The 21,090-nt window shown below is 64.1% G+C and carries 20 protein-coding genes and 2 tRNA genes; 10 read left to right on the forward strand and 12 right to left on the reverse strand.

The features are described from left to right. Window positions 1–57 precede the first annotated feature (57 nt). From NCG91_RS26160 to NCG91_RS26170, 3 genes are all read left to right on the forward strand, one after another. Window positions 58–1,236 (forward strand): methyltransferase, encoded by a 1,179-nt coding sequence (locus NCG91_RS26160; protein ID WP_251351815.1) that lies wholly within the window; start codon window positions 58–60, stop codon window positions 1,234–1,236. Between the two features lie 56 nt (window positions 1,237–1,292). Further along, a tRNA-Met gene (locus NCG91_RS26165) sits at window positions 1,293–1,369 on the forward strand. A gap of 143 nt (window positions 1,370–1,512) precedes the next feature. Further along, a tRNA-Met gene (locus NCG91_RS26170) sits at window positions 1,513–1,589 on the forward strand. A gap of 64 nt (window positions 1,590–1,653) precedes the next feature. Here the strand turns inward: NCG91_RS26170 and NCG91_RS26175 are convergent. After that, window positions 1,654–2,268, reverse strand: a complete 615-nt coding sequence (locus NCG91_RS26175; protein WP_251351816.1) for a hypothetical protein — start codon at window positions 2,266–2,268, stop codon at window positions 1,654–1,656. Window positions 2,269–2,539: 271 nt separating this feature from the next. Between NCG91_RS26175 and NCG91_RS26180 the strand changes: the two genes are divergently transcribed. The 6 genes from NCG91_RS26180 to dbpA all read left to right on the forward strand — a co-directional run bounded on the left by NCG91_RS26180 (window position 2,540) and on the right by dbpA (window position 10,412). Then, window positions 2,540–3,058, forward strand: a complete 519-nt coding sequence (locus NCG91_RS26180) for a sigma-70 family RNA polymerase sigma factor (protein WP_251351817.1) — start codon at window positions 2,540–2,542, stop codon at window positions 3,056–3,058. A 1-nt stretch (window position 3,059) separates the two neighbouring features. Beyond that, the gene (locus NCG91_RS26185; protein ID WP_251351818.1) at window positions 3,060–4,067 is read left to right on the forward strand and encodes a FecR domain-containing protein; all 1,008 of its coding nucleotides are present in this window, start codon (window positions 3,060–3,062) and stop codon (window positions 4,065–4,067) included. 101 nt (window positions 4,068–4,168) lie between these two features. Beyond that, window positions 4,169–6,664, forward strand: a complete 2,496-nt coding sequence (locus NCG91_RS26190) for a TonB-dependent siderophore receptor (protein ID WP_251351819.1) — start codon at window positions 4,169–4,171, stop codon at window positions 6,662–6,664. Window positions 6,665–6,739: 75 nt separating this feature from the next. Continuing rightward, complete coding sequence (locus tag NCG91_RS26195) at window positions 6,740–8,431, forward strand: acid phosphatase (RefSeq protein ID WP_251351820.1); 1,692 nt, start codon at window positions 6,740–6,742, stop codon at window positions 8,429–8,431. Between the two features lie 205 nt (window positions 8,432–8,636). Then, entirely contained in the window at window positions 8,637–8,873 is a 237-nt protein-coding gene (locus tag NCG91_RS26200; RefSeq protein WP_251351821.1) for a hypothetical protein, read from the forward strand. A gap of 111 nt (window positions 8,874–8,984) precedes the next feature. Continuing rightward, window positions 8,985–10,412, forward strand: coding sequence for an ATP-dependent RNA helicase DbpA (gene dbpA, locus NCG91_RS26205; protein ID WP_092610179.1), 1,428 nt, complete (start codon window positions 8,985–8,987; stop codon window positions 10,410–10,412). On the opposite strand, the gene NCG91_RS26210 is transcribed toward dbpA, so the two are convergent. The 4 genes from NCG91_RS26210 to NCG91_RS26225 all read right to left on the reverse strand — a co-directional run bounded on the left by NCG91_RS26210 (window position 10,399) and on the right by NCG91_RS26225 (window position 14,407). After that, window positions 10,399–10,941, reverse strand: a complete 543-nt coding sequence (locus NCG91_RS26210) for a hypothetical protein (RefSeq protein ID WP_251351822.1) — start codon at window positions 10,939–10,941, stop codon at window positions 10,399–10,401. The genes dbpA and NCG91_RS26210 overlap by 14 nt on opposite strands. Beyond that, the gene (locus NCG91_RS26215) at window positions 10,934–11,467 is read right to left on the reverse strand and encodes a hypothetical protein (protein WP_251351823.1); all 534 of its coding nucleotides are present in this window, start codon (window positions 11,465–11,467) and stop codon (window positions 10,934–10,936) included. The genes NCG91_RS26210 and NCG91_RS26215 overlap by 8 nt, the downstream gene beginning before the upstream one ends. 81 nt (window positions 11,468–11,548) lie before the next feature. Beyond that, a complete protein-coding gene (gene cysS / locus NCG91_RS26220; RefSeq protein WP_251351824.1) occupies window positions 11,549–12,925 on the reverse strand; it encodes a cysteine--tRNA ligase in 1,377 nt (458 codons plus the stop codon). A 240-nt stretch (window positions 12,926–13,165) separates the two neighbouring features. Further along, entirely contained in the window at window positions 13,166–14,407 is a 1,242-nt protein-coding gene (locus NCG91_RS26225) for an MFS transporter (protein ID WP_099664734.1), read from the reverse strand. 127 nt (window positions 14,408–14,534) lie between these two features. Between NCG91_RS26225 and NCG91_RS26230 the strand changes: the two genes are divergently transcribed. Beyond that, window positions 14,535–15,365 (forward strand): AraC family transcriptional regulator, encoded by an 831-nt coding sequence (locus NCG91_RS26230; protein ID WP_251351825.1) that lies wholly within the window; start codon window positions 14,535–14,537, stop codon window positions 15,363–15,365. A 37-nt stretch (window positions 15,366–15,402) separates the two neighbouring features. On the opposite strand, the gene aqpZ is transcribed toward NCG91_RS26230, so the two are convergent. The 7 genes from aqpZ to earP all read right to left on the reverse strand — a co-directional run bounded on the left by aqpZ (window position 15,403) and on the right by earP (window position 20,933). Continuing rightward, window positions 15,403–16,098, reverse strand: a complete 696-nt coding sequence (aqpZ, locus tag NCG91_RS26235) for an aquaporin Z (protein WP_251351826.1) — start codon at window positions 16,096–16,098, stop codon at window positions 15,403–15,405. 224 nt (window positions 16,099–16,322) lie between these two features. Continuing rightward, on the reverse strand, window positions 16,323–16,733 hold the full coding sequence (locus tag NCG91_RS26240; RefSeq protein ID WP_251351827.1) for a GNAT family N-acetyltransferase: 411 nt from the start codon (window positions 16,731–16,733) through the stop codon (window positions 16,323–16,325). After that, complete coding sequence (locus NCG91_RS26245; protein ID WP_180278591.1) at window positions 16,733–17,191, reverse strand: Ivy family c-type lysozyme inhibitor; 459 nt, start codon at window positions 17,189–17,191, stop codon at window positions 16,733–16,735. Before NCG91_RS26245 ends, NCG91_RS26240 begins: the two co-directional genes overlap by 1 nt. 65 nt (window positions 17,192–17,256) lie before the next feature. Further along, window positions 17,257–17,667, reverse strand: coding sequence for a hypothetical protein (locus NCG91_RS26250; RefSeq protein WP_251351828.1), 411 nt, complete (start codon window positions 17,665–17,667; stop codon window positions 17,257–17,259). Window positions 17,668–17,696: 29 nt separating this feature from the next. Further along, entirely contained in the window at window positions 17,697–18,845 is a 1,149-nt protein-coding gene (locus NCG91_RS26255; RefSeq protein WP_251351829.1) for an amidase family protein, read from the reverse strand. A gap of 207 nt (window positions 18,846–19,052) precedes the next feature. Then, complete coding sequence (locus NCG91_RS26260) at window positions 19,053–19,628, reverse strand: elongation factor P (protein ID WP_034758247.1); 576 nt, start codon at window positions 19,626–19,628, stop codon at window positions 19,053–19,055. 135 nt (window positions 19,629–19,763) lie between these two features. Beyond that, complete coding sequence (gene earP / locus NCG91_RS26265; RefSeq protein WP_251351830.1) at window positions 19,764–20,933, reverse strand: elongation factor P maturation arginine rhamnosyltransferase EarP; 1,170 nt, start codon at window positions 20,931–20,933, stop codon at window positions 19,764–19,766. Window positions 20,934–21,090: the final 157 nt, after the last annotated feature.

A 21,090-nucleotide genomic window follows, 5' to 3' on the forward strand; every position in this document is an offset into this window, starting at 1 on the left:
GGAAGACGGCCTGCGCAGGCGACCATGCCGCGCGCCCCCTTCTATCGATTGAATCCCATGTCCGACACATCTTCACCTACCGTCCACCCGCACATCCACTGGAGCGAAAACGGCGCCGAGCATTCGGCCCGCTGGCGCTCGGAAAGCGGCATGCCGCCGCCCAAGCGCGTCGTCATCGCCGACGACCGCACGACGGCCGACCAGGCTTACCGCCTGGCCTGCGAAGGCACGGCCATGCTGTGGCGCGGCGACTTCCAGAACGCGCGCCAGTTGCTGCAAGCGCTGGCGCGGCGCACCGACCACAAGAACGACAAGCCAAGCAAGAAAGCCAAGGCCGCCAAGCTGGCGAAACCCGAACCGACTGCCACGGAAGCCTTCCACTTGCACCGCCAGGCCCAGTCGCAGCGCGCCCGCACTCTGGCCATGCTGCTGCTGCCTTTCGACGCCGACTACACGATTCCGCTGCGCCGCGCGCCGGACGTGAAACTGGCTTGCAATGAAGCGTATGGCCGCGGCGAAGAGCCGTTCGTCGCCTCCTTGCGCGAGCTGCTGGGCCTGATCGGCGCGCACGAATGGCGCCGCACGGGCGTGGAACTGCCGGCCCTGGGCCAGCGCATCCATCCGCATTACGGCGTGTTCGCGCCCATCCGCGGCGAGTACGTGGGCCTGGTGGCGGAAGCGCCGCTGCCCGCGCGCGCCAAGCTGGCCTTCGATATCGGCACGGGCACGGGCGTGCTGGCCGCCGTGCTGGCGCAGCGCGGCATCGAACGCATCGTCGCCACCGACCAGGACCCGCGCGCCCTGTCCTGCGCACGCGAGAACCTGGCCCGCCTCGATTTGCAGGGCAAGGTCGACGTCGTGCAGGCCGACCTGTTCCCCGCCGGCCGCGCGCCACTCGTCGTGTGCAATCCGCCCTGGCTGCCGGCCCGCCCAAGTTCGCCGATCGAATATGCCGTCTACGATCCGGACAGCCGCATGCTGCGCGGTTTCCTCGCCGGCCTGGCCGACCACCTGGAGCCAAGCGGCGAAGGCTGGCTGATTTTGTCCGACCTGGCCGAGCACCTGGGCTTGCGCCCGCGCGCGCAATTGCTCGAATGGATAGCGCAAGCGGGCTTGAAAGTCGTCGACCGCCTGGACGTGAAACCCACGCACCCGCGCGCACAGGATGCGACGGACAGCCTGCACGCGGCCCGCTCGCGGGAAGTCACGTCGCTGTGGCGCCTGGCGGCGGCATAATCGAGGGTCTGAAACCCGGCCATTGCGCATTGCAGCAAACCCCGCTATAATTCGCCTGCGGGGTGGAGCAGTCTGGCAGCTCGTCGGGCTCATAACCCGAAGGTCACAGGTTCAAATCCTGTCCCCGCAACCAATATTTGAAAGCCGCTGATTCCTGCAAAGGGATCAGCGGCTTTTTCCATGGCGGCGCGCTATGCCCGCGACCATCATGCAAGCCAAATGCCCCCGGTTGCGCTCCGCTCTTTCGCAATGCAACAAACTCGGTTATAATTCGCCTGCGGGGTGGAGCAGTCTGGCAGCTCGTCGGGCTCATAACCCGAAGGTCACAGGTTCAAATCCTGTCCCCGCAACCAATACATAAAAACCGCTGATTCCTGCAAGGGATTCAGCGGTTTTTTCATTCCAGGCCTGGCCCGCTCACGCGGCGACGCTGGCCCTGATCTGCCTGGCCGCCGCATGCAGGCTGGCCGCCACCCGCTCCAGCTTGTCGGCTCCCGCCGTTTCGGCCAGCGCGGCAAAGGCGCTGATATGAAACGTGGCCACCATCGCCGGCGACACTTCCAGTTCCAGCGCGGCCTTGCTCAATTCCGTCGACGCTTCGAGGTAAGGCTCGCTGCCCGCCTCGAACGCCTGCTTCGTTTCCAGTAATTCCTGGCCGCCTTCCGCCTTGGCCAGGCACGCATCGACCTTTTGCTGGAAGGCCGGCAAGGTATCGCGCACGGGGCCGGCGTCCGGCGCCGCTTCGGGTTCCGGCTCCGCAGGTGCAGGCGCGGCTGCGGCCGGCTTGTCCGCCGGCGGCATGTCGCGCAGGGTCAGCCAGCGCTCGACGGCGAGGAAATCGGCAAACGGCTCGGCCACCTTGGGATTCATCAGCCAGACCTCGCCCGTGCGCCAGTCGATCCGGGCACCGCGCTCATTTCTCGCCAACAGAATATCCTTGCCGCCATCGGCATTCGACACCCGGCCGATGTCGAGCCAGTTCATCAGTTCCGCCTGGCGCGACATCGCGTTGACCCGGTGGAAAAAGGCCAACCATAAGAATCGGGCGACCAGGAGAACCAGGGCACCGCCAACCATCCACATCATTTTTCGCTCCGCACCACATCGACAGCCCGCATTTTCTCACATGAAAGCTTGCGCCAAGGAAACTTTTACATCTGCCGTGCGCGGGCGCAAATCCGCCGCCGCACACGACTTGGCGCGCAGTCGCATTTCAGCAACGCCGCGTTTTCCCGATTGCCTGGCGGGCGCCGCTACGCTATTATGAGAACAATTCTCATTTAGATTAAGCCATCCCGTACGCATGCTGTCCGCCCCTTCCCCGCCGTCCGATTTCCAGTCGCTGTATGCCGAGCACCATTCCTGGCTGCTGCACTGGCTGAAGCGCCGCCTGCACGATGCCGGGCTGGCGGGCGACCTGGCGCAGGATACCTTCCTGAAGATCTTCGTTGCGCGCAGCAGTGCCGGGATCGCGCAGCCGCGCCCTTTCCTGGCTACCATCGCCAAACGCCTGCTGGCCAACCACTGCCGGCGCGAAGCGCTCGAACGGGCCTACCTCGACGCCCTGCTGCACCAGCCGCATGCCTGCACGCCGTCGCCGGAAGCGATGTCCCTCCTGCTCGAATCGCTGCAACTGGTCGACCGCGCGCTGGACCAGCTTTCCGCCAAGGCCAGGGCCGCCTTCCTGCTGGCCCACCTGGACGGCATGACCTATGCCGAAATCGCCGCCGAACTGGATACCACCACGCATTCCGTCAAAAAATACCTGAGCAAGGCCAACCTGCTGTGCTTTTTTGCCGTGCCCGATTTTGCCGTGCCCTGACATGCGCGGCGCCACCGTCTACGCCCAGGGCCAGCCCATCGACCTGGCCATCGCCATGCAGGCGGCCGAATGGCTGGCCACCCTGATGAGCGGTGCCACCACGCCGGCGGAAAAAACGGCCTGGCAACAGTGGCGCCAGGCGCATCCCGACCACGAACGCGCGTGGCAGCACATCGAAAGCGTCAGCGGCGGCTTGCGGGAACTCGATGCGCAGGCCAGCCGTAAGGCGCTGCTGCAACGTCCCACCGCGCTCCCGGTCTCGCGGCGCAGCAGCCTGCGGTTGCTGGCGTGGGCATCGACCATCGGCCTCACGGGCTGGTTCGGCGCGCGCTCGGAATACGCGCCCGACTTTACCCGCGCCGCGCTGGCCGACCTGTCCACTGGCGTGGGCGAACGCCGCGAGCTGCCCCTGCCCGACGGCACCCGCTTGCACCTGAACAGCGGCAGCGCCGTCAACATCCGCTACACGGGCACGCAGCGCCTGCTGCAGCTGGTGCAGGGCGAAGTCTTCATCGCCACCGCCCGCGAAACGGGCGTGCCCTACCGCCCCTTCCTCGTCGAAACCGCGCATGGCCGCGCGCAGGCGCTGGGCACGCGCTACTCGGTGCGCCAGGCGGACGGCAGCACCGAGGTCGCCGTCGAAGAAGGCGCCGTCCGGCTGCTGCCGCGCCAGGGCGATGGCAATCTGCTCCTCCGCGCTGGCCAGGGCGGCGGCATGACGGCGCAGCAGGTCTTGCCCGCGCACGCCGTTTCGCCCGACATCTGGGCCTGGCGCCAGGGCTTGCTGCTGGCCGACGCCATGCCGCTGCGCGACTTCCTGCATGAACTGAGCCGCCACCGCCACGGCTTGCTAGGCTGCGACGACGCCGTCGCCGGCCTGCGCATTTCCGGCGTCTTCCCGCTGGCCGACCTGGACGCCGTGCTGCTGTCGCTGCCCGACTCCCTGCCGGTAGACGTGCGCCTGCGCACGCGCTACTGGGTGCAGGTGGAAGCGCGCCAGCAGCGCTGACCATTTATTTTGAGGCCGACGCAAAAAAAGGTACCCGCTTTCGCTTCTCGCGTGACCTGTGTAGGCAACGTCCTTTTTGACGACTACACCACAAGGTAACCATGTCTCTTGCCATTCACTCCAAGCCGCGCATCAAGCGCATGGCGTATGCCATCCAACTCGTCTTCATCGGTTCGGCCCTGCTGCTGAACGCCCAGGCGCCAGCCCTGGCGCAGGAAAGCGCAGCAGCGCCAGCGGCCAGCCTCGACTTCCAGGTGCCGGCCGGCGACCTGGCGACGGCGCTGCGCCAGGTCGCCAGCCAGTCGCGGGTCATCCTCAGCTTCACGCCGGAGCAGACGCGCGGCAAGACGTCGGCCGGCTTGAGCGGCCGCCACGACGTGCTGGCCGCCCTGAACGGCGTGCTGCGCGGCACGGGCCTGAAGGCCGAGCGCAGCGCCAACGGCAGCTATGTGCTGCGCCCGGCCGATGCCGCGGCGGGTGGCGAAGCGCTGTCGATGATGCCGGAAGTGTCGGTCAAGGCGCAGCAGGATGCCACCGAAGGCTCGGGCGCGTATGTCTCCACCCTGCCGATCGCCACGGCCACGCCACTGGGCCTGTCGATCCGGGAAACGCCGCAGTCGGTCAGCGTCATCACGCAGCAGCGCATGCAGGACCAGGGCTTGAGCACGATTGCGCAAGTGATGGCGCAAACGCCGGGCATCACGCTGTATTCGCTGGGCAGCGAACGCACGGGCTTTACTTCGCGCGGCTATTCGATCACCAATTACCAGCTCGATGGCGTCAGCACGCATTCGGAAAACCTGGGCCTCGATGCAATACCGTCGCAAAGCCTGGCCGACATGGCGCTGTACGACCGCATCGAAGTGCTGCGCGGCGCCTCGGGCCTGATGACGGGCGCGGGCGATGCCTCGGGCGCCATCAACATGGTGCGCAAGAAGCCGACGGCGCAATTCCAGGCCTCCGTCGAGGGCGAGCTGGGTTCCCACGATGAGCGGCGCGCCATGGCCGACGTTGCCGGCCCGCTCAACGACGCGGGCACGGTGCGCGGCCGCCTGGTGACAGTGTACGAGGAAGGCGACAGCATCGTCGACGGCTACAGCCGCGACAAGAAAGTGGTCTACGGCGTGCTCGAGGCGGAGCTGTCCGCCGACACGAAACTGACGGCCGGCGTCACGCACCAGCGCAAGCGCTCGAACGGATCCCTGTCCTACCTGGGCTTTCCCCTGTTCTACAACAATGGCAGCATGACGAACCTGCCCCGTTCCTTCAGCCCGGCGGCCACGTCGAATCGCTTCGACACCAATTCGACCGACGTCTTCGCCACTGTGGAACACACGCTGGCGAACGACTGGAAGCTGAAAATCTCGGCCAACCGCGTGCAGTCGTCGCAGGAAGAGCGCTCCGTCTACCTGAACGTCAGCGGCGGCTTGCCCGACCAGGCCACGGGCGATGGCCTGCGCCTGAACGCCGACTACCGCGACTACCAACTCCAGGTCAACAGCGTGGACGTCAACGTGCGCGGACCGTTCAGCGCATTCGGCCGCCAGCACGAACTGGTGCTGGGCATGGACTACAACGAATTTCAAAGCACGACGGATGCACGTTTCGACAATGGCATCGAGCGCACGCCTGTCAACCTGTACCGCTGGAATCGCACGGCGACGCCCGTGTTTGGCAGCACCAGCACTCCCTACGACAGCACGCGCCGCCAGGCCAGCGCGTATGCCGCCACGCGCCTCCATCTCTCCGAGCGCCTGAAACTGATCGCTGGCGCCAAGGTGCTGCGCTACAGCGAGAATTACATTTTTGGCGTGCCTTCCGACCAGTTTTACAGTACATCGCCAGCCTCGGAGAGCCGCGTCTTCACGCCATATGGCGGCCTGGTGTTCGACATCGACGGCACGCACAGCGCCTACGCCAGTTATTCCACCATCTATCAGCCGCAAGCATCGCAGGACCGCTATGGCAAGCTGCTGGCGCCGCGCGAAGGCAAGACCCTGGAAGCGGGCGTCAAGAGCGGCTGGTTCGATGGCCGCCTGAACACGGCTGCCGCGCTGTACCAGATCCGCCAGAGCAACCTGGCCGAATCGGATCCAGGTTATTACGTGCCTGGCACAAAGATTTCCGCCAACCGCGCCATCAAGGGCGCCAGGACCCAGGGCGTGGATCTGGAAGCGACGGGCGCACTGACGCCGGACTGGAACATCTCGGCCTCGTGGTCGTACAGCCAGACGGAAGACAATACGGGCAAGACCATCCTGACCACCTTCCCGCGCCACCTGGTGAAACTGTGGACCACTTACCGCCTGCCCGGCGAATTCAAGCGCCTGACGGTGGGCGGCGGCATGAACTGGCAAAGCCGCGTGTATTCCGACATCGATGCGTGGCAGGTCGAGCGCATCCTGCACTGGGAACAGAAGGCGTACTCGGTGGCCAGCCTGATGGCGCGCTACGACGTCAGCGACAAGCTGTCGGCCACCGTCAACGTGGCCAACCTGTTCGACAAGCAGTACACGGCTTCCGTGTCGGACTGGTGGTTGTCTGGCATGCATGGCCCGGCGCGCAAGGTGGCTTTAACCGTGCGCTACCAGTTCTGATGCGCTGAAGGGGGGCGAATATTTCACACTATCGAGGGGCCGGTGATACAATTTTCCGCTTCACGGGCACAGACCATGGCCCGTGCCACCCAAGGAGAATGTGTGAAGGACCTCGCCCCCGCCCTGCCAGCCGATCCGGCCGACCAACCCGCCAATCCCTCGCGCCGGCGCATTTTCCAGGCCGCTTCCGCAGTCGGCCTGGCCGCCAGCCTGCCCGCGCTGGCCGACGCCGCGCCAGCCAGGAAGACCATCGCCAAGGGTTCGCTCGACGCGAAACTCAAGGCGCACGTCAAGAACGTGGTCGTGATCTACCTGGAAAACCGCAGTTTCAACAACCTGTTCGCCAACTTCCCCGGCACCAGCGCGCCCCTGTCCGCCGTCACGGCCGAACAGGCGCAGCAGCTGGACCGCGACGGCAAACCGCTGGCCACCCTGCCGAAGATCTGGGGCGGCCTGGTGCCGAACCAGCAGAATATCGGCGGCGTCGATTACCTGATCAAGGAAGACCAGATTTCCGGCCTGCCCAACGCGCCCTACAAATTGAGCGACGCGGCCGGCAAGCCCCTGCCCGAGAGCATCATCACGCGCGACCTCGTGCACCGTTTCTATAACAATCAGATGCAGATCAACGGCGGCAAGAACGACGGCTTTGCCGCGTGGGCCGACAGCGGCGGCCTGGTGATGGGCCACTACGGCGAAACGTCGAAAAACCTGAACCTGTGGCAGATCGCCGAACAGTACACCTTGTGCGACAACTTCTTCATGGCGGCCTTCGGCGGCTCCTACATGAACCACCAGTTCCTCGTCACGGGCCGCGCCAACGAATATTTCAATGCTTCCGAGACGGCGGCGAAGAAAAAGATCGCCGTGCTGTCCGACGGCCCGCAAGGCGTGCGCCTGGCCATCTCGCCCGACTGCCCCGCCTCCGCGCTGGACGGCAAGCCGAAATACGTGAACGACGGCGCCCTCACGCCGGACGGCTATGCCGTCAACACCATGGCGCCGCCATATCAACCGAGCTACATCCGCCCGGCCTTCGACGGCGACCCGCTGCATGCCGACCCGGCCGACGCGAATACCCTGCCGCCGCAAACCTACGACACCATCGGCGACCTGCTGTCGCGCAAGGGCGTCAGCTGGGCGTGGTATGGCGGCGGCTGGCAAGCGGCGCTCGACCACAAGGGCGGCGGCAGCAAGCCGAACTTCCAGTTCCACCACCAGCCGCTGAACTATTTCAAGCAGTTCGCCCCCGGCACGGCCGCGCGCGCCGAACACCTGCGCGACGGCGGCACGGGCGACAGCCCGATTTCGAACAAATTCCTCGCCGCCGCCGTGGCGGGCAAGCTACCGGCCGTGACCTTCTACAAGCCGCAGGGCAATCTGAACCTGCATGCCGGTTATTCGGATATCGAATCGGGCGACCAGCACGTGGCCAACGTCATCCAGCATCTGAAGGAATCGCCGCAGTGGAAAGACATGATCGTGGTGATCACGTTTGACGAAAACGGCGGCTGGTGGGACCACGTGGCGCCGCCAAAAGGCGACCGCTGGGGCCCGGGCACGCGCATTCCCGCCATCGTCGTCTCTCCGTACGCGAAGAAAAGCGCCGTCGACCACAGTTTTTATGACACGACATCGATCCTGCGCCTGATCACGCGCCTGCACGACTTGCCGCTGCTCGAAGGCTTGAAGGTGCGCAACGACGCGTTCGCGTCACGCGGCGCGCTGCCGCCAGGCGACCTGACAGGTGCGCTGAGCTTCCGCTAAGCCCCACACAGTGCGGCACGCCTGTGATACACTGCGTGCCGCACTTAAATCCGCAGGACAAGTTTTCCTGCAGGTTATCCCAACAATGAGCCCGACTCCAGTAGCCGGGCTTTTGTTTTGTGGATGAAGTTAAAGCGTATAGACATAGGCGGGCAGCACCTTGCCCGCCCCCTGGCCATCGCAAGCCAGGGACAGAGGTTAGCAAATGAGAGATAAAAAAGATAACGCCACCATCGACTTGCCCGGCTTCGGCCCGCCGCCAGCGCCCGAGGCGCCAGAGCCGGCGCCGGAACCGCAGCGCCGCACGCGCGCGCGCAAGGTGGCCTTGAAGCAGGTGCAGCTCGAATTGCTGGAGCCGACCGATGCCACGGGCCTGCCCGTATGGACGCGCGACGCCGGCCTCGATCTGACCGGCTTGCCCATCTGGGCGCCCGACAATTAACACCCCATGCCGGCGGCCGTTTGCCGCCGGCTTCCACACCACCATCCGCACAAGGGCGTAGAACGCCTGTAGACTGTGCCCATCCACCCGCTTTTTACCGGCTCCGCCCCTATGAACACCACCACCGACACTACCACTTCCTTTGCCAGCCTGCCGCTGACGCCCGCCTTCCTGGCCAACCTGGACTCGCTCGGCTACCACGAGATGACCACCATCCAGGCGCAAAGCCTGCCGGCGGTGCTCGATGGCCGCGACCTGATCGCCCAGGCGAAAACGGGCAGCGGCAAGACGGCCGCCTTCGGCATCGGCATCCTGCACAAGCTCAATCCGGCCTGGTTTGCCGTGCAAGGCCTGGTGCTGTGCCCCACGCGCGAACTGGCCGACCAGGTGGCCAATGAATTGCGCCGCCTGGCCCGCGCGGCCGGCAACATCAAGATCCTGACCCTGACGGGCGGCGCGCCGATGCGCCCGCAAATCGCTTCGCTGGAACACGGCGCCCACATCGTCGTCGGCACGCCGGGCCGCCTGCGCGACCACCTGGGCCGCGGCACCATCAACCTGAATCACGTGCAGACGCTGGTGCTCGATGAAGCGGACCGCATGACGGACATGGGCTTTTACGAGGAAATCGCCGGCATCGTCAGCGCCTGCCCGGCGCGCCGCCAGACCCTGCTGTTCTCGGCCACGTATCCGGAAGACATCCGGCGCGCCACGGCATCGTTCCTCGTCAATCCGCTGGAAGTGACGGTCGAGGCGCAGCACGACAACGACAAGATCGAGCAGCGCTTCTATGAAATCGGCTTCGACGAGCGCAATGGCGCCGTCGGCAAGCTGTTGAAACACTTCAAGCCGGAATCGACCCTGGCCTTCTGCAATACCAAGGTGCATTGCCGCGAACTGGCCGAGGAACTGCGCCAGCAGGGCTTTTCCGCGCTGGCCCTGTACGGCGAGCTGGAACAGCGCGAGCGCGACGAAATCCTCGTGCTGTTCGCCAACCGCAGCTGCTCCGTGCTGGTGGCCACCGACGTCGCCGCGCGCGGCCTCGATATTTCCGACCTGGGCGCCGTGATCAACGTCGACGTGTCGAAGGACACGGAAGTGCACATCCACCGCATCGGCCGCACTGGCCGCGGCAGCAAGAAGGGTCTGGCCCTGTCGCTGTGCGCGCCGAACGAGAAAAAATGGGTCAAGCTGATCGAGCAATACCAGAACAGCGCCGCCGAATGGCACGACCTGAAGGAACTGGCGGAAGATGACGGGATGGAGGCGCTGCCGGCGCCGATGGTCACCCTGTGCATCATGGGCGGCAAGAAGGACAAGCTGCGCCCGGGCGACCTGCTGGGCGCGCTGACGGGCGACGCGGGCCTCACCAAGGAGCAAGTGGGCAAGATCAACGTGTTCGAGTTCATGACCTACGTGGCGCTCGACCGCAAGGTGGCCGAAGCGGCCTTCAAGCGCCTGAACGCGGGCAATACGCTGGGCCGCGACTTCGGCAACATCAAGGGCCGCAGCTTCAAGATGCGCTTTATCGAGGCGTAAGCCGCTGTAATGCCCGCAGGGCCGCCATGGCCCTGCGTCCCGGATAACCGTCCCACACGGGATATTGATGGCGGTAGTAGCAGTTCCAGTAGCTGACGGCGCGCCGCTCCAGCGTATCCACATACGCGGGGTTCTCCCGCAGGTAGCACGCCAGCGCCTGCGCATTCCAGGCCGGCAGCGCCGCCCCGATTCTCTCGACGATCTCCAGCACGTATTCACCGCACAGGTGCACGACGAACGGCACCGTCCACGCCCGCTCCTGCAGCAACAGCTGTTTTAAACACGCTTCGCGCAGATGGCCATCGTGATGGCGCGTGCCCAGGCACAGGGCGATCACGCCCGCGTCGCCGGGCAGCTGCGTACAGGCCAGCAATCGCTGGCGGTCGTAATACGTGCGCATCGGGATCAGCAAGGCCTCTCCATCCTGGCATACGGCAAATGGCGGGTGTGCCTGGCTACTCCCCAGCGCGGGCAGCAGCTGCGCCACAGTGCCGGCCAATGCCGCCGGAAAGGCGCCTGCTTCAAGCATCGCGCTCCTCCTGGCACACTTTACGCACGCCCAGCGCAGGTTTATCCACCTTTTCAAAGATCACATTCGAATACCATTCAGCCGGATCGCCTTCGGTGGGCTTGCCCAGCGAAATATAGTAAGCGCCGTAGGTGAACAGGGCCGTGGTTTCCTTGCCTGGCGTCGCACCTTGCAGGAAGCCGGGCCAAGCCGCCTTGTCGACTTGATTAAAACGCGCGGCCAGCAGCACCAGCAGGCGCGCGTGCGAGGCCGGCGCATACGGGAACAGATACAGGTACTCGACCAGTTCGCCGCCGTCCGCCAGGCGCGTGATGGCGGCCGTCGCCGCCTCGACCTCACCACCAAAACTGCACAGCACCCCGCCGCTGTAGGCGAAATCGATGACCGTCGCCGGCGCACACGCCTGCTGTTCGCGGTCGACGCCGACGGGCGGCAGCGCGCGCACTTGCGCCAGCAGCGCCTCGCTCGATGTAGCCAGCGCGGGAAAACCGGGGCAGGCGCTGGCCGCCTGGACGGAGTTAGACAAGGCAAGGCAACAACTCAATAGCAGCAAACGACGCTTCACGGCATCTCCAGTTTCATCAGACGGCCATTATGCAGGACATCTTCACAAAGGCCGCGCCCGTTGCCCCTGCGGCGTATCGTCGATCTCATAGCCGGCCGCGCGCGCCAGTGCGCGCAAACGGTCCGCCTCGGCCCACTGGCGCTGCGCGCGGGCAGCCGCCCGTTCCGCCATCCACGCCTGCACCTGCTGCGGCACTTCCACCTGCGCCGGCTGCCAGGCCAGCAGATCGAGCCCCAGGACCGTATCGAAGCGGGCCATCGTGGCCTTTTTCACGGCGTCGGGCATCTCGCTTTTCAGCAGCTCCCAGGCCACGGCCAGCGCGCGCGGGTAATTCAAGTCATCGTTGATGCAGCTCATGAAGCGCTCATGCCACGCGGGATCGGCCTCGCCGTCCGCAGCACCCAGGCCATGCACGGTAGAGCGCAAGCGCGCCAGGCCGCTGGCGGCGGCGCGCAAGGCCTCGTCGGTGAAATTGAGGCTGCTGCGGTAGTGGGCGCCCAGGCACAGGTAGCGGTAGGCCAGCGGATCGACGCCCTGCTCCACCAGGCTGTGCAAACGTAAAAAGTCACCCGACGACTTCGACATCTTCGCGTCCTGCGTTTTCAGGAAGGCACCATGCAGCCAGAAGTTGGCCAGGCGCGTGCCATGGCGCGCTTCCGTTTGCGCGATCTCGTTGCTGTGGTGCACGGCCACGTGGTCTTCGCCGCCGCAATGGATGTCGAAATAGCTGCCCAGGTGTTTTTCCGCCATGGCCGAGCATTCGATATGCCAGCCAGGGAAACCCAGGCCCCACGGACTGTCCCATTCCATCTGGCGCTGGCCCGGCACGCCGCTGAACTTCCACAGCGCGAAGTCGCAGATATCGCGCTTCTCGCCCAGGTCTACCCTCTTCCCTGCCTGCAGGCCGTCGCGGTTCAGGCGTGCCAGTTTCCCATAGCTGTCCTGGCGCGTCGTATCGAAATAGATGCCGTCGTCCGTGCGGTAGGTATAACCCTTCGCTTCCAGGTCGAGGATGAATGCGATCTGCTCCGCGATATGGTCGGTGGCGCGGCACCAGACGGTGGGCGGCAGGATATTGAGCTGGCGCAGATCCCCCTCGAACGCGCGGGTGAATTCGGCGGCGATATCCCAGGCGGACTTGCCGCTGCGGGCGCTGCGGGCCTCGATCTTGTCGTCGCCGCTGTCCGCATCCGACGTCAGATGGCCCACGTCCGTGATATTCATCACGTGGCGCACCCGCAAACCGTTGAATTCGAGCGCACGGCGCAAGCCGTCGACAAACAGATAGGTGCGCAGGTTGCCGATGTGCGCGTAGTCGTAGACGGTGGGGCCGCAGGCGTACAGGCCCGCCTGGCCCGGGGCGATGGGATCGAACGGACGCAGGCTGCGGCTATACGTATCGTACAAATGAAGTGTCATGCGGGGCTTTCATGCGCGTTGCGGAAAAAGAAAATGGCCACAGGTTTTTCAACACTGTGGCCATCGGAATGAGGAGTAAAAGTTTAACGGCGCCGGGCCGCATCCTCACGAAGCCAGGTACACGGACACAGCGCAGCGGCGGCGCGGCGGTATGCAAGGACTGGAGGGAAGATGGAGGAAATCATGATGAGAATATCGCATGCACGCGGGCGGGCCGTCAAGCCCTCCCGCAATGCGCGCTTATTTTTTCGCCTGCTCGATATGCGGCAGCAGCACCGTCAGGATGCCCAGCAGCGGCAGGTAGGAGCAGATTTTATACACATAGGCGATGCCCGACACGTCGGCCAGGTGGCCCATGGCTGCGGCGGCGATGCCGGACACGCCGAACATCAGGCCAAAGAAGATCCCCGCGATCATGCCCACCTTGCCCGGCACCAATTCTTGCGCAAACACAACGATGGCGGAAAACGCGGAAGAAATGACGAAACCGATGATCACCGTCAATACAGCCGTCCAGAACAGGTCGACATACGGCAGCAGCAGGGTAAATGGCGCGGCGCCCAGGATGGAAATCCAGATCACGCGCTTGCGGCCGATGCGGTCGCCGATGGGGCCGCCCATGAAGGTGCCGGCCGCCACGGCGGCGAGGAAGAGGAACAGGTACAGTTGCGCCGCGCCGATCGACAGGTGGAACTTGTCGATCAAATAAAACGTGTAATAGCTCGACAGGCTGGCCATGTAGATGTATTTCGAGAACACCAGCAAGGCCAGCACGCCCAGGGCACCCATCACCTTGTTGCGCGACAAGTTCGGTCCATGGCCGCCCGCCTTCGGCTTGAAGCTGGCCAGGTGGCCGCTATACCAGTGGCTGACCTTGTACAGCACGCCGATGGCCAGCACGGCAAGCAAGCTGAACCAGGCGATATTGCCCTGCCCGCGATTCACGATGACGGCGGCCGCCAGCAACGGACCCAGGGCGGAGCCGACGTTGCCGCCCACCTGGAACAGCGACTGGGCAAAGCCATAGCGTCCGCCCGACGCCATGCGGGCCACGCGCGACGCTTCCGGGTGGAAAGTCGACGAACCGACGCCGATCAGGCCCGACGCGATCAACAGGGTCGGGAAGGTCGAGACGATGGACAGCATCAGCACGCCGGCCAGGGTAAAACACATGCCGACAGGCAACAGGAACGGCAGCGGACGGCGGTCCGTGTACAAGCCGATCCAGGGCTGCAGCAACGATGCCGTGCACTGGAACGTCAGGGTTATAAGGCCGACCTGGGTAAAGCTGAGTGAAAACTCGGCTTTCAGCATCGGATAAATCGACGGCAATAATGCCTGGATCAAGTCATTGAGCAAATGCACGAAGGCGACGGCGCCCAGAATGTGCATGGCCAGACCGGATTGTTGTTGGGAACTAGGAAGCGAGGGCGCCGCCGGCACGGGCGTGGCCAATGCTGGGGCTGGTGTGGTTGTGTGCATGTGTCATCCGCAATAATCGGGCACGGCGGGCGGCCCGGCAAAGAAGCCAGTATAGTATGGTCACTGAACTGATAACTTCCAATAATCGTCGCCCAAGTGACAACCAAGAGACAAGCCAGCGCCCCACATGTACACCCAGCAACCCGCCCAGACCCATCCCGATGGCGTGCCGTTCAGCCGCAGCACCAGCTCGCACGATTACCAGCACGTGCCGCGCCCCGTGACGGCCATGTCCAGGCAATATGCGGCGGGCGACTATACGGCGCCGCACAGCCACGTGCGGGCGCAGCTGCTGTATGCGACGGAAGGCGTGATGCGCGTCTCCACCGAGCACGGCGTGTGGATATTGCCGCCCCGGCGCGCCCTGTTGATCCCCGTGGGCGTAGTGCATGAAGTCCACATCTTGAGCGAACTGAGCATGCGCACCGTGTACATCGATGCGCAGGTGGCGGCCCAATATGGCGCCGATTGCAAGGTGCTGGAAGTGAGCCGGCTGTTGCGCGAGCTGATCCTGGCCTTGCTTGCCGAGCCGATCGAATATGCGCTGGCGGGCCGCGGCGACTGGCTGGCGCATTTGATCCTGTCGGAGCTGACGGCGGCCGATACCGTGCCCATCGCCATCCCCTGGCCGCGCGACCGCCGCCTGGTGGCCGTCTGTTCGGCCATCATGAGCGCGCCCGGCAGCCGGCGCAGCATCGAGGACTGGGCGCAGGACGCAGGCGCCAGCGCGCGCACCCTGATCCGCTTATTCCCCAAGGAAACGGGCTTGCACTACCGCCAATGGCTGCAGCAAGTCCACCTGGCCGAGGCCTTCTGCCGCCTGGACCGGGGCGAAGGCGTGGCGGCCATCGCCTATGCGCTGGGCTACGCCAGCCCCAGCGCCTTCAGCGCCATGTTCCGCCGCATCCTGGGCCGCACGCCGCAGCATTACCTGAGCGAGTGGCGCGCCGCCGACTAAACGAAAAAGCAGCCCGCGGGCTGCTTTTTTTACATGTTCAAGCTGATTCTTTTTCGCCGGCAATCAAGCGGTAGGCCAGCGCGCCCAGCAAGGCGCCGATGATGGGTGCCAGCCAGAACAGCCACAGCTGGCTGGTGGCCCAGTCGCCCACGTACAGGGCCACGCCCGTGCTGCGGGCCGGGTTGACGGAGGTATTCGTGACGGGAATGCTGATCAGGTGGATCAGGGTCAGCGCCAGGCCGATCGGCAGCGGGGCGAAGCCGGCCGGCGCGCGCTTGTCGGTGGCGCCCAGGATGACGATCAGGAAGAACATCGTCAGCACGATTTCAATGACCAGCGCCGACAGCATCGAATAGCCGCCCGGCGAATGGGCGCCGAAGCCGTTCGAGGCAAAGCCCGTGCTGACATCGAAACCGGCCTGGCCGCTGGCGATCACGTACAGCACGCCGCCGGCCACGATGGCGCCCAGCACTTGCGCAATGATGTATGGCAACAGTTGATTGGCGGGGAAGCGGCCGCCGGCCCACAGGCCGATCGAGACGGCAGGATTCAGGTGGCAGCCCGAGATGTGGCCGATGGCGTAAGCCATGGTCAGCACCGTCAGGCCAAAGGCCAGCGCTACGCCGGCAAAGCCGATGCCAAGGCCGGGAAAGGCGGCGGCCAGCACGGCGCTGCCGCAACCGCCGAAGACCAGCCAGAACGTGCCGAGAAATTCGGCGCCATATTGTTTCATGATGTATTCCTTTAAAGTGACGAGAAAACGTGCCAGGGACGACCAATCGGACCGCTCACCACCTTTACCCCGCCAGATAGCGACGGCAAAGCACAGCACCAGCAACGCACCGCTGCGTAAGCTGCAGAGCGCGCATAATGACATGATGTCATTATCAATGCAACATTATTGCGTACAATAATGTTAATAGTTCTCTTGACACCTAAAGGTTGTTTTGATAATTCTCACGCCGCAGGACGGCGCATGTACTTGTGTGGCGCCTCCAGTGGCGCAAAACCAAAGCTTGCATACAGGCCATGCGCGTCATCGGTGCCCAGCATCCAGACGACATCGCGCACACGCGCATCGTCGAGCGCGGCGGCCACGATCTGCTTGCCATAGCCGCGCCCCTGGTATTGCGGCAGCACAAACACGTCGCGCAGGTAGGCAAAATCCGTGTAATCGGTGATGACCCGGGCGAACGCCACTTGCTGGCCATCAACATAACCGCCGAAACACAGCGCGTTGGCGATGCCCTTGCGCACCGTTTCCAGCGCCACGCCGCGCTTCCAGTACGACTGCTCGCTCAGGTAGCGGTGGATCATGGCCACGTCCAGCTCGCCGCGTTCGCTGGAAATGCGCAGTGGCGCGTGCATCAGTTCTTGAACAACATGTCGGCTTCGGCGATGCTGGGTTCGCCGAAGTAGACGGTGCGCGAGCCGCCCTTGCCATCGCTGCCGATATACACGCCCGTCATGCTGCGCTCGGCCGGGTCGTACAGGATGGAGTAGCGGTGGCCGCAATTGTGCGGTTCGCAGACACTGCTCAGCAGACGCGCCTTGCCGTCGATCTCGACGGGCTTGAGCGGACTCGCCACACCATTCGGCACCCAGCGCTGCCGCTTCAAGCCAGCCTTCTTCAGGCCGATATTGAAGGCCTTGCGAAAGGCGTAGTCCGCCTTGTAGACGTCGGGGAAGTACGGGCAGGTGTGGCCGCCGTCGCAGCTTTGCGCCTGCTCGATCAGCGACAGTTGCGGCGTACGCGCGTGCGCCGGCAGGGTGGCCAGCGCCACGGCGGCGCCCAGGAACAGGGGCAGGAACAAACGTGCGGACATGCAATCTCCTAAAAGCATTCAATAATGCGGGCAGCATAGCAGAATGGCATGCTTGTGCGCCCGCCTCAGGGAGAACAGCGGATACCGACGACCCCGTTGACCTTGCCTTCCGCCCATCCCGTCTCGCGCCAGCGGTACACGCCGGGCGCGACGATGATCAACTGCCACTCCACCAGCTTGCCAGCGGCATTGAGGCGGGTTTCATTGTCATAGCGCAAAGTCAGGCTGCGCTCCGTTTCCGCCACCACCGTCGCGGCAAAGCGGTTGGTTTCCCCCAGCTTGCTTTTCCACGTCCGGTCGCTGAAGATCGCCAGCCGCTGATGATCGTCAGACAGCTGCATGCGCGTAAAGTGCCGCGCTTCTTCGCAAACGCTATTCGTATTGACGCTGTCGGACCAGCTGCCAGACAATTGCGCGGCATCAAAAGGAGTCGGAATGGCCGTCACGGCCGCAGTCAGCAGCAAGGTTGCAAGCATAGTTTATCGAAAGAAAACGAAAAAAATCATCATGGCAGGCGCAACGCCAGGGTAATGCTCGACGGCAACGCTGGCGTGCGCCGGTGCAAAGTCGCCTGCTCATAGGCATACGCCATCGCGATGAGTTGCATGTCGCCGTGCGCAGGGCCGATGAAGGACAAGCCGACCGGCAAGCCCCCGGCCACGCCGGCCGGCACCGTGATGTGCGGCAAGGCCGACGGCGCCTGCGCCACGCCATGGCAGGTAGGTCCCACCAGCGCATCGAGGCTGTGCGAGCCCAGCAGCGCTTCGATGCCGCCGGGTTCGGGCGCAGGCGGCATCTCGATCAGTTCCGCCCCCTGTTCGCGCAACGCCAGCAGCGCCTGCCCGATCACGGCATCGGTTCCGGCGCACAGGCCGAACAGGCTGCGCGCCACGCCGATGCGGCGCCCATGCAAGCCGGCGGCATCCAACACCACGCCATCGGCCAGGCGCTCGCCGCTCAGGGCCGCGAGCAGCCAGGCCGCCTCGCGCACGCTGGGCGCCATCGGTCCGGCCGTGGCTGGCTCGCCGCCCTGCCCCGCGGCAGTCCTGCCCGTGGGTTTGATGGCGACCAGGCCGCAGTTTGAAGCCGGCGCGACGATGGAACCGTCCGCCGCGCTGTCGACGGCGAGGATGGTCAGCCCGGCCCAGCTGGCACTGGCATGCGGCACGCTGACGGCGGCCCATTGGCGCAAATTGCTTTTGCCGATAATGACGGCGCCGGCCGCGCGCAAGCGCGCCGCCACAAAGGAATCGCAGCTGGCATGCGTGGCCAGGGGCGCCTGCGTGCGCGTCTTCATGCGGTCGCCCGTGGCGATATTGTCGCGCAAGACGACGGGAATGCCGTGCAAGGGGCCGCGCACCTTGTGCACCTGCCGTTCGCGGTCCATTTCCAGGGCGATTTTCAGCGCATCGGGGTTGATTTCAATGCCGGGATAGGCGCGCGCGCCGATGCTGCACAGGGAACGGATGCGCCCCAGGTACTGCGACGTCAGCGCATGGGAACTGAGTTTGCCTGCCTGCATCATCTGCTGTTGCGGCAACACGCCCGCATCGAGCAGATGGGCCATGGGGCTGGCGGGCGCCGTGGCACGGGCCAATACGGGACGCGCCACGCCCCGGGACGCGCCACTGCGTAACATCTGACTGCGCTGCATGCTATCTCCAGGAAACTTCAATGTTTCTACCGCAATAATGTTGTAGCCATAGCATAGCAGTCCTTGCAACACAATTGTTGTTGAAGGGAATTATTTTTTAAGCAAAAAAAAACGCCGCCCGAAGGCAGCGTTTCTTGGTGATCCAGCACTGAGGCAAACCAGACCGGCATCTGCCGGGCCATGCATGCGGCGCAGTGCAAGAATCTATCAGTTGCGTACGACACGCTTGTATTCGTTGGTACGGGTGTCGATTTCGATGACGTCGTCCTGTGCCACGAACAGCGGCACTTGCACGGTGTGGCGGTGTGCGTCGATGGCGTTTTCGATCTTGGCTTCTTTCAGGACGTTGCCCGAAGTATTGCCCTTGACCGCTGGCTCCGAGTACACCACTTGACGGGCGATGGTCGTAGGCAGTTCAACGGAGATAGCTTTGCCGTCGTAGAAAATGGCTTCGCATTCCATGCCATCTTTCAGGTAGTTCAGCGCTTCGCCCAGGTTTTCTTCTTCGATTTCATACTGGTTGTACTCGGTGTCCATGAACACGAACAGCGGGTCGGCGAAGTACGAATACGTCACTGGCTTTTTATCCAGAACAACAACGTCAAACTTGTCGTCGCCGCGGAACACGTTTTCCATCGGGGTGTTCGTCAGAAGATTTTTCATCTTCCATTTGTAGGTGAAGCCCGTGCGGCTCGAACCGTTGACATCAGAACGCAACACGATCATTGGCTTGCTGTCGACCATGATGATATTGCCAACACGAATTTCTTTTGCGGGTTTCATAGGAATGTACGTAAAAAGTGGGTTGCATGAAGACCATCTGCCGCCTGTGCGCCATCGGCGCCGCAAGCTTGCGTTTGATCGGTTAAAAATACGTTAGAAATAACCGGGCATTTTACCTTAATTTTTGGCAAGCGCCTATCTCGTCGCGCCAGCGAACGCCAGCAGGTTACTTGCCAGATCGCCATTGGCCTGCATCTGCCGCTGCCAGGCCTGCGCGTGCGCCCGGATGCGCGGCAGGTCGGCTTGCAAAGCGGGCCACAGCTGCGCCCACGGCAAGGCGTCCGCGCTGGCGCCATTCCAGGCCAACGCCGCCTGCACCAGACTGTCGATGGCGCCGTTCGCATCCACCGCATAGCGCTGCAGGAAGGCGCGCAATTTTACGTGATGCAAGTTCTCATCCTGCAGATAGATATGCCAGAGAAACGGCAAGCCAGCCCATTGCGCGCGCACGAAGGAATCCTCGCCGCGTACGAAATTGACGTCGCAAGCCCACAGCAGGCGGTCGTAATCGTCTTGCGGCACGAACGGCAGCACGCGCACGGTGAGCGCGCCGCACGTGCGCGCCGCACCGGCCAGCGCCGCATCGTCGCCGATAAACGCCTGAACGGCATCGAACGCGACGCCTTCCGGCACCAGGCACGTCACGGGCTCGCTGCCCGCCTGCCAGACTGCAAACAGTTCGGCGACCGGGGCGGACGGGTAGCAGAACAGCGACACCTTCAAGGCGGACATTTCCGCCTCCGTCACGCCGAATTGCCCGAGGAATGCCGCCATGGCGCCCGCATCGGCCTGGAACGCCAGTCTTTTCTCGTCCAGCGCCGCTTCGCGCAACAGGCCGCCCGTCTTGTTCGTGAAGCCGGGAAAGAAGAAATGCTTGATCATGCCGTGGCGCGGCGACGTCAGCGCGTGGCAACCCTCGACCCACTCTTCCGCCGTCAAGCCTTCCAGGTTCAGCCACACGGGATGCGGCGCGCATTGCGCCATGGCGGCGATATAGCCGGGCGGAATGTCGCAGGCAAAGAATTCGATGACGATGTCGGCGATGTCGGCCGGCGCGAATGCGCCATCCTGGTCGCGCCAGTGGCGCACCGTGACGCCGCCGGCCTGCTGCACTGGCGCCGTCACGTCGATTTCCGGACAGATGCGCCGGAAACTCGGCAAATCATCGACCCATAGGGTGACAGCCACGCCATGCTCGCTGCTCAACTGCCGCGCCAGGCGCCAGCAAATGCCGATATCGCCGTAGTTGTCGACGACTTTGCAGAAGATGGCCAACGTTGGCGCGCGATCGGTAGCTAATGGCATATTCAAAGGGGAAGAGAAAAATGGGGCATGGCAGCCCATAACAAAAAAGCCGCACTGTTACCAGGCGGCTTTTTTGTTGGCTGATTCAGCCGGTCTGGCGTCCCCAAGGGGATTCGAACCCCTGTACTCACCGTGAAAGGGTGATGTCCTAGGCCTC

It is taken from the genome of Janthinobacterium kumbetense, from assembly GCF_023703445.1.
GTDB classification, from domain to species: Bacteria; Pseudomonadota; Gammaproteobacteria; order Burkholderiales; family Burkholderiaceae_D; genus Janthinobacterium; species Janthinobacterium kumbetense.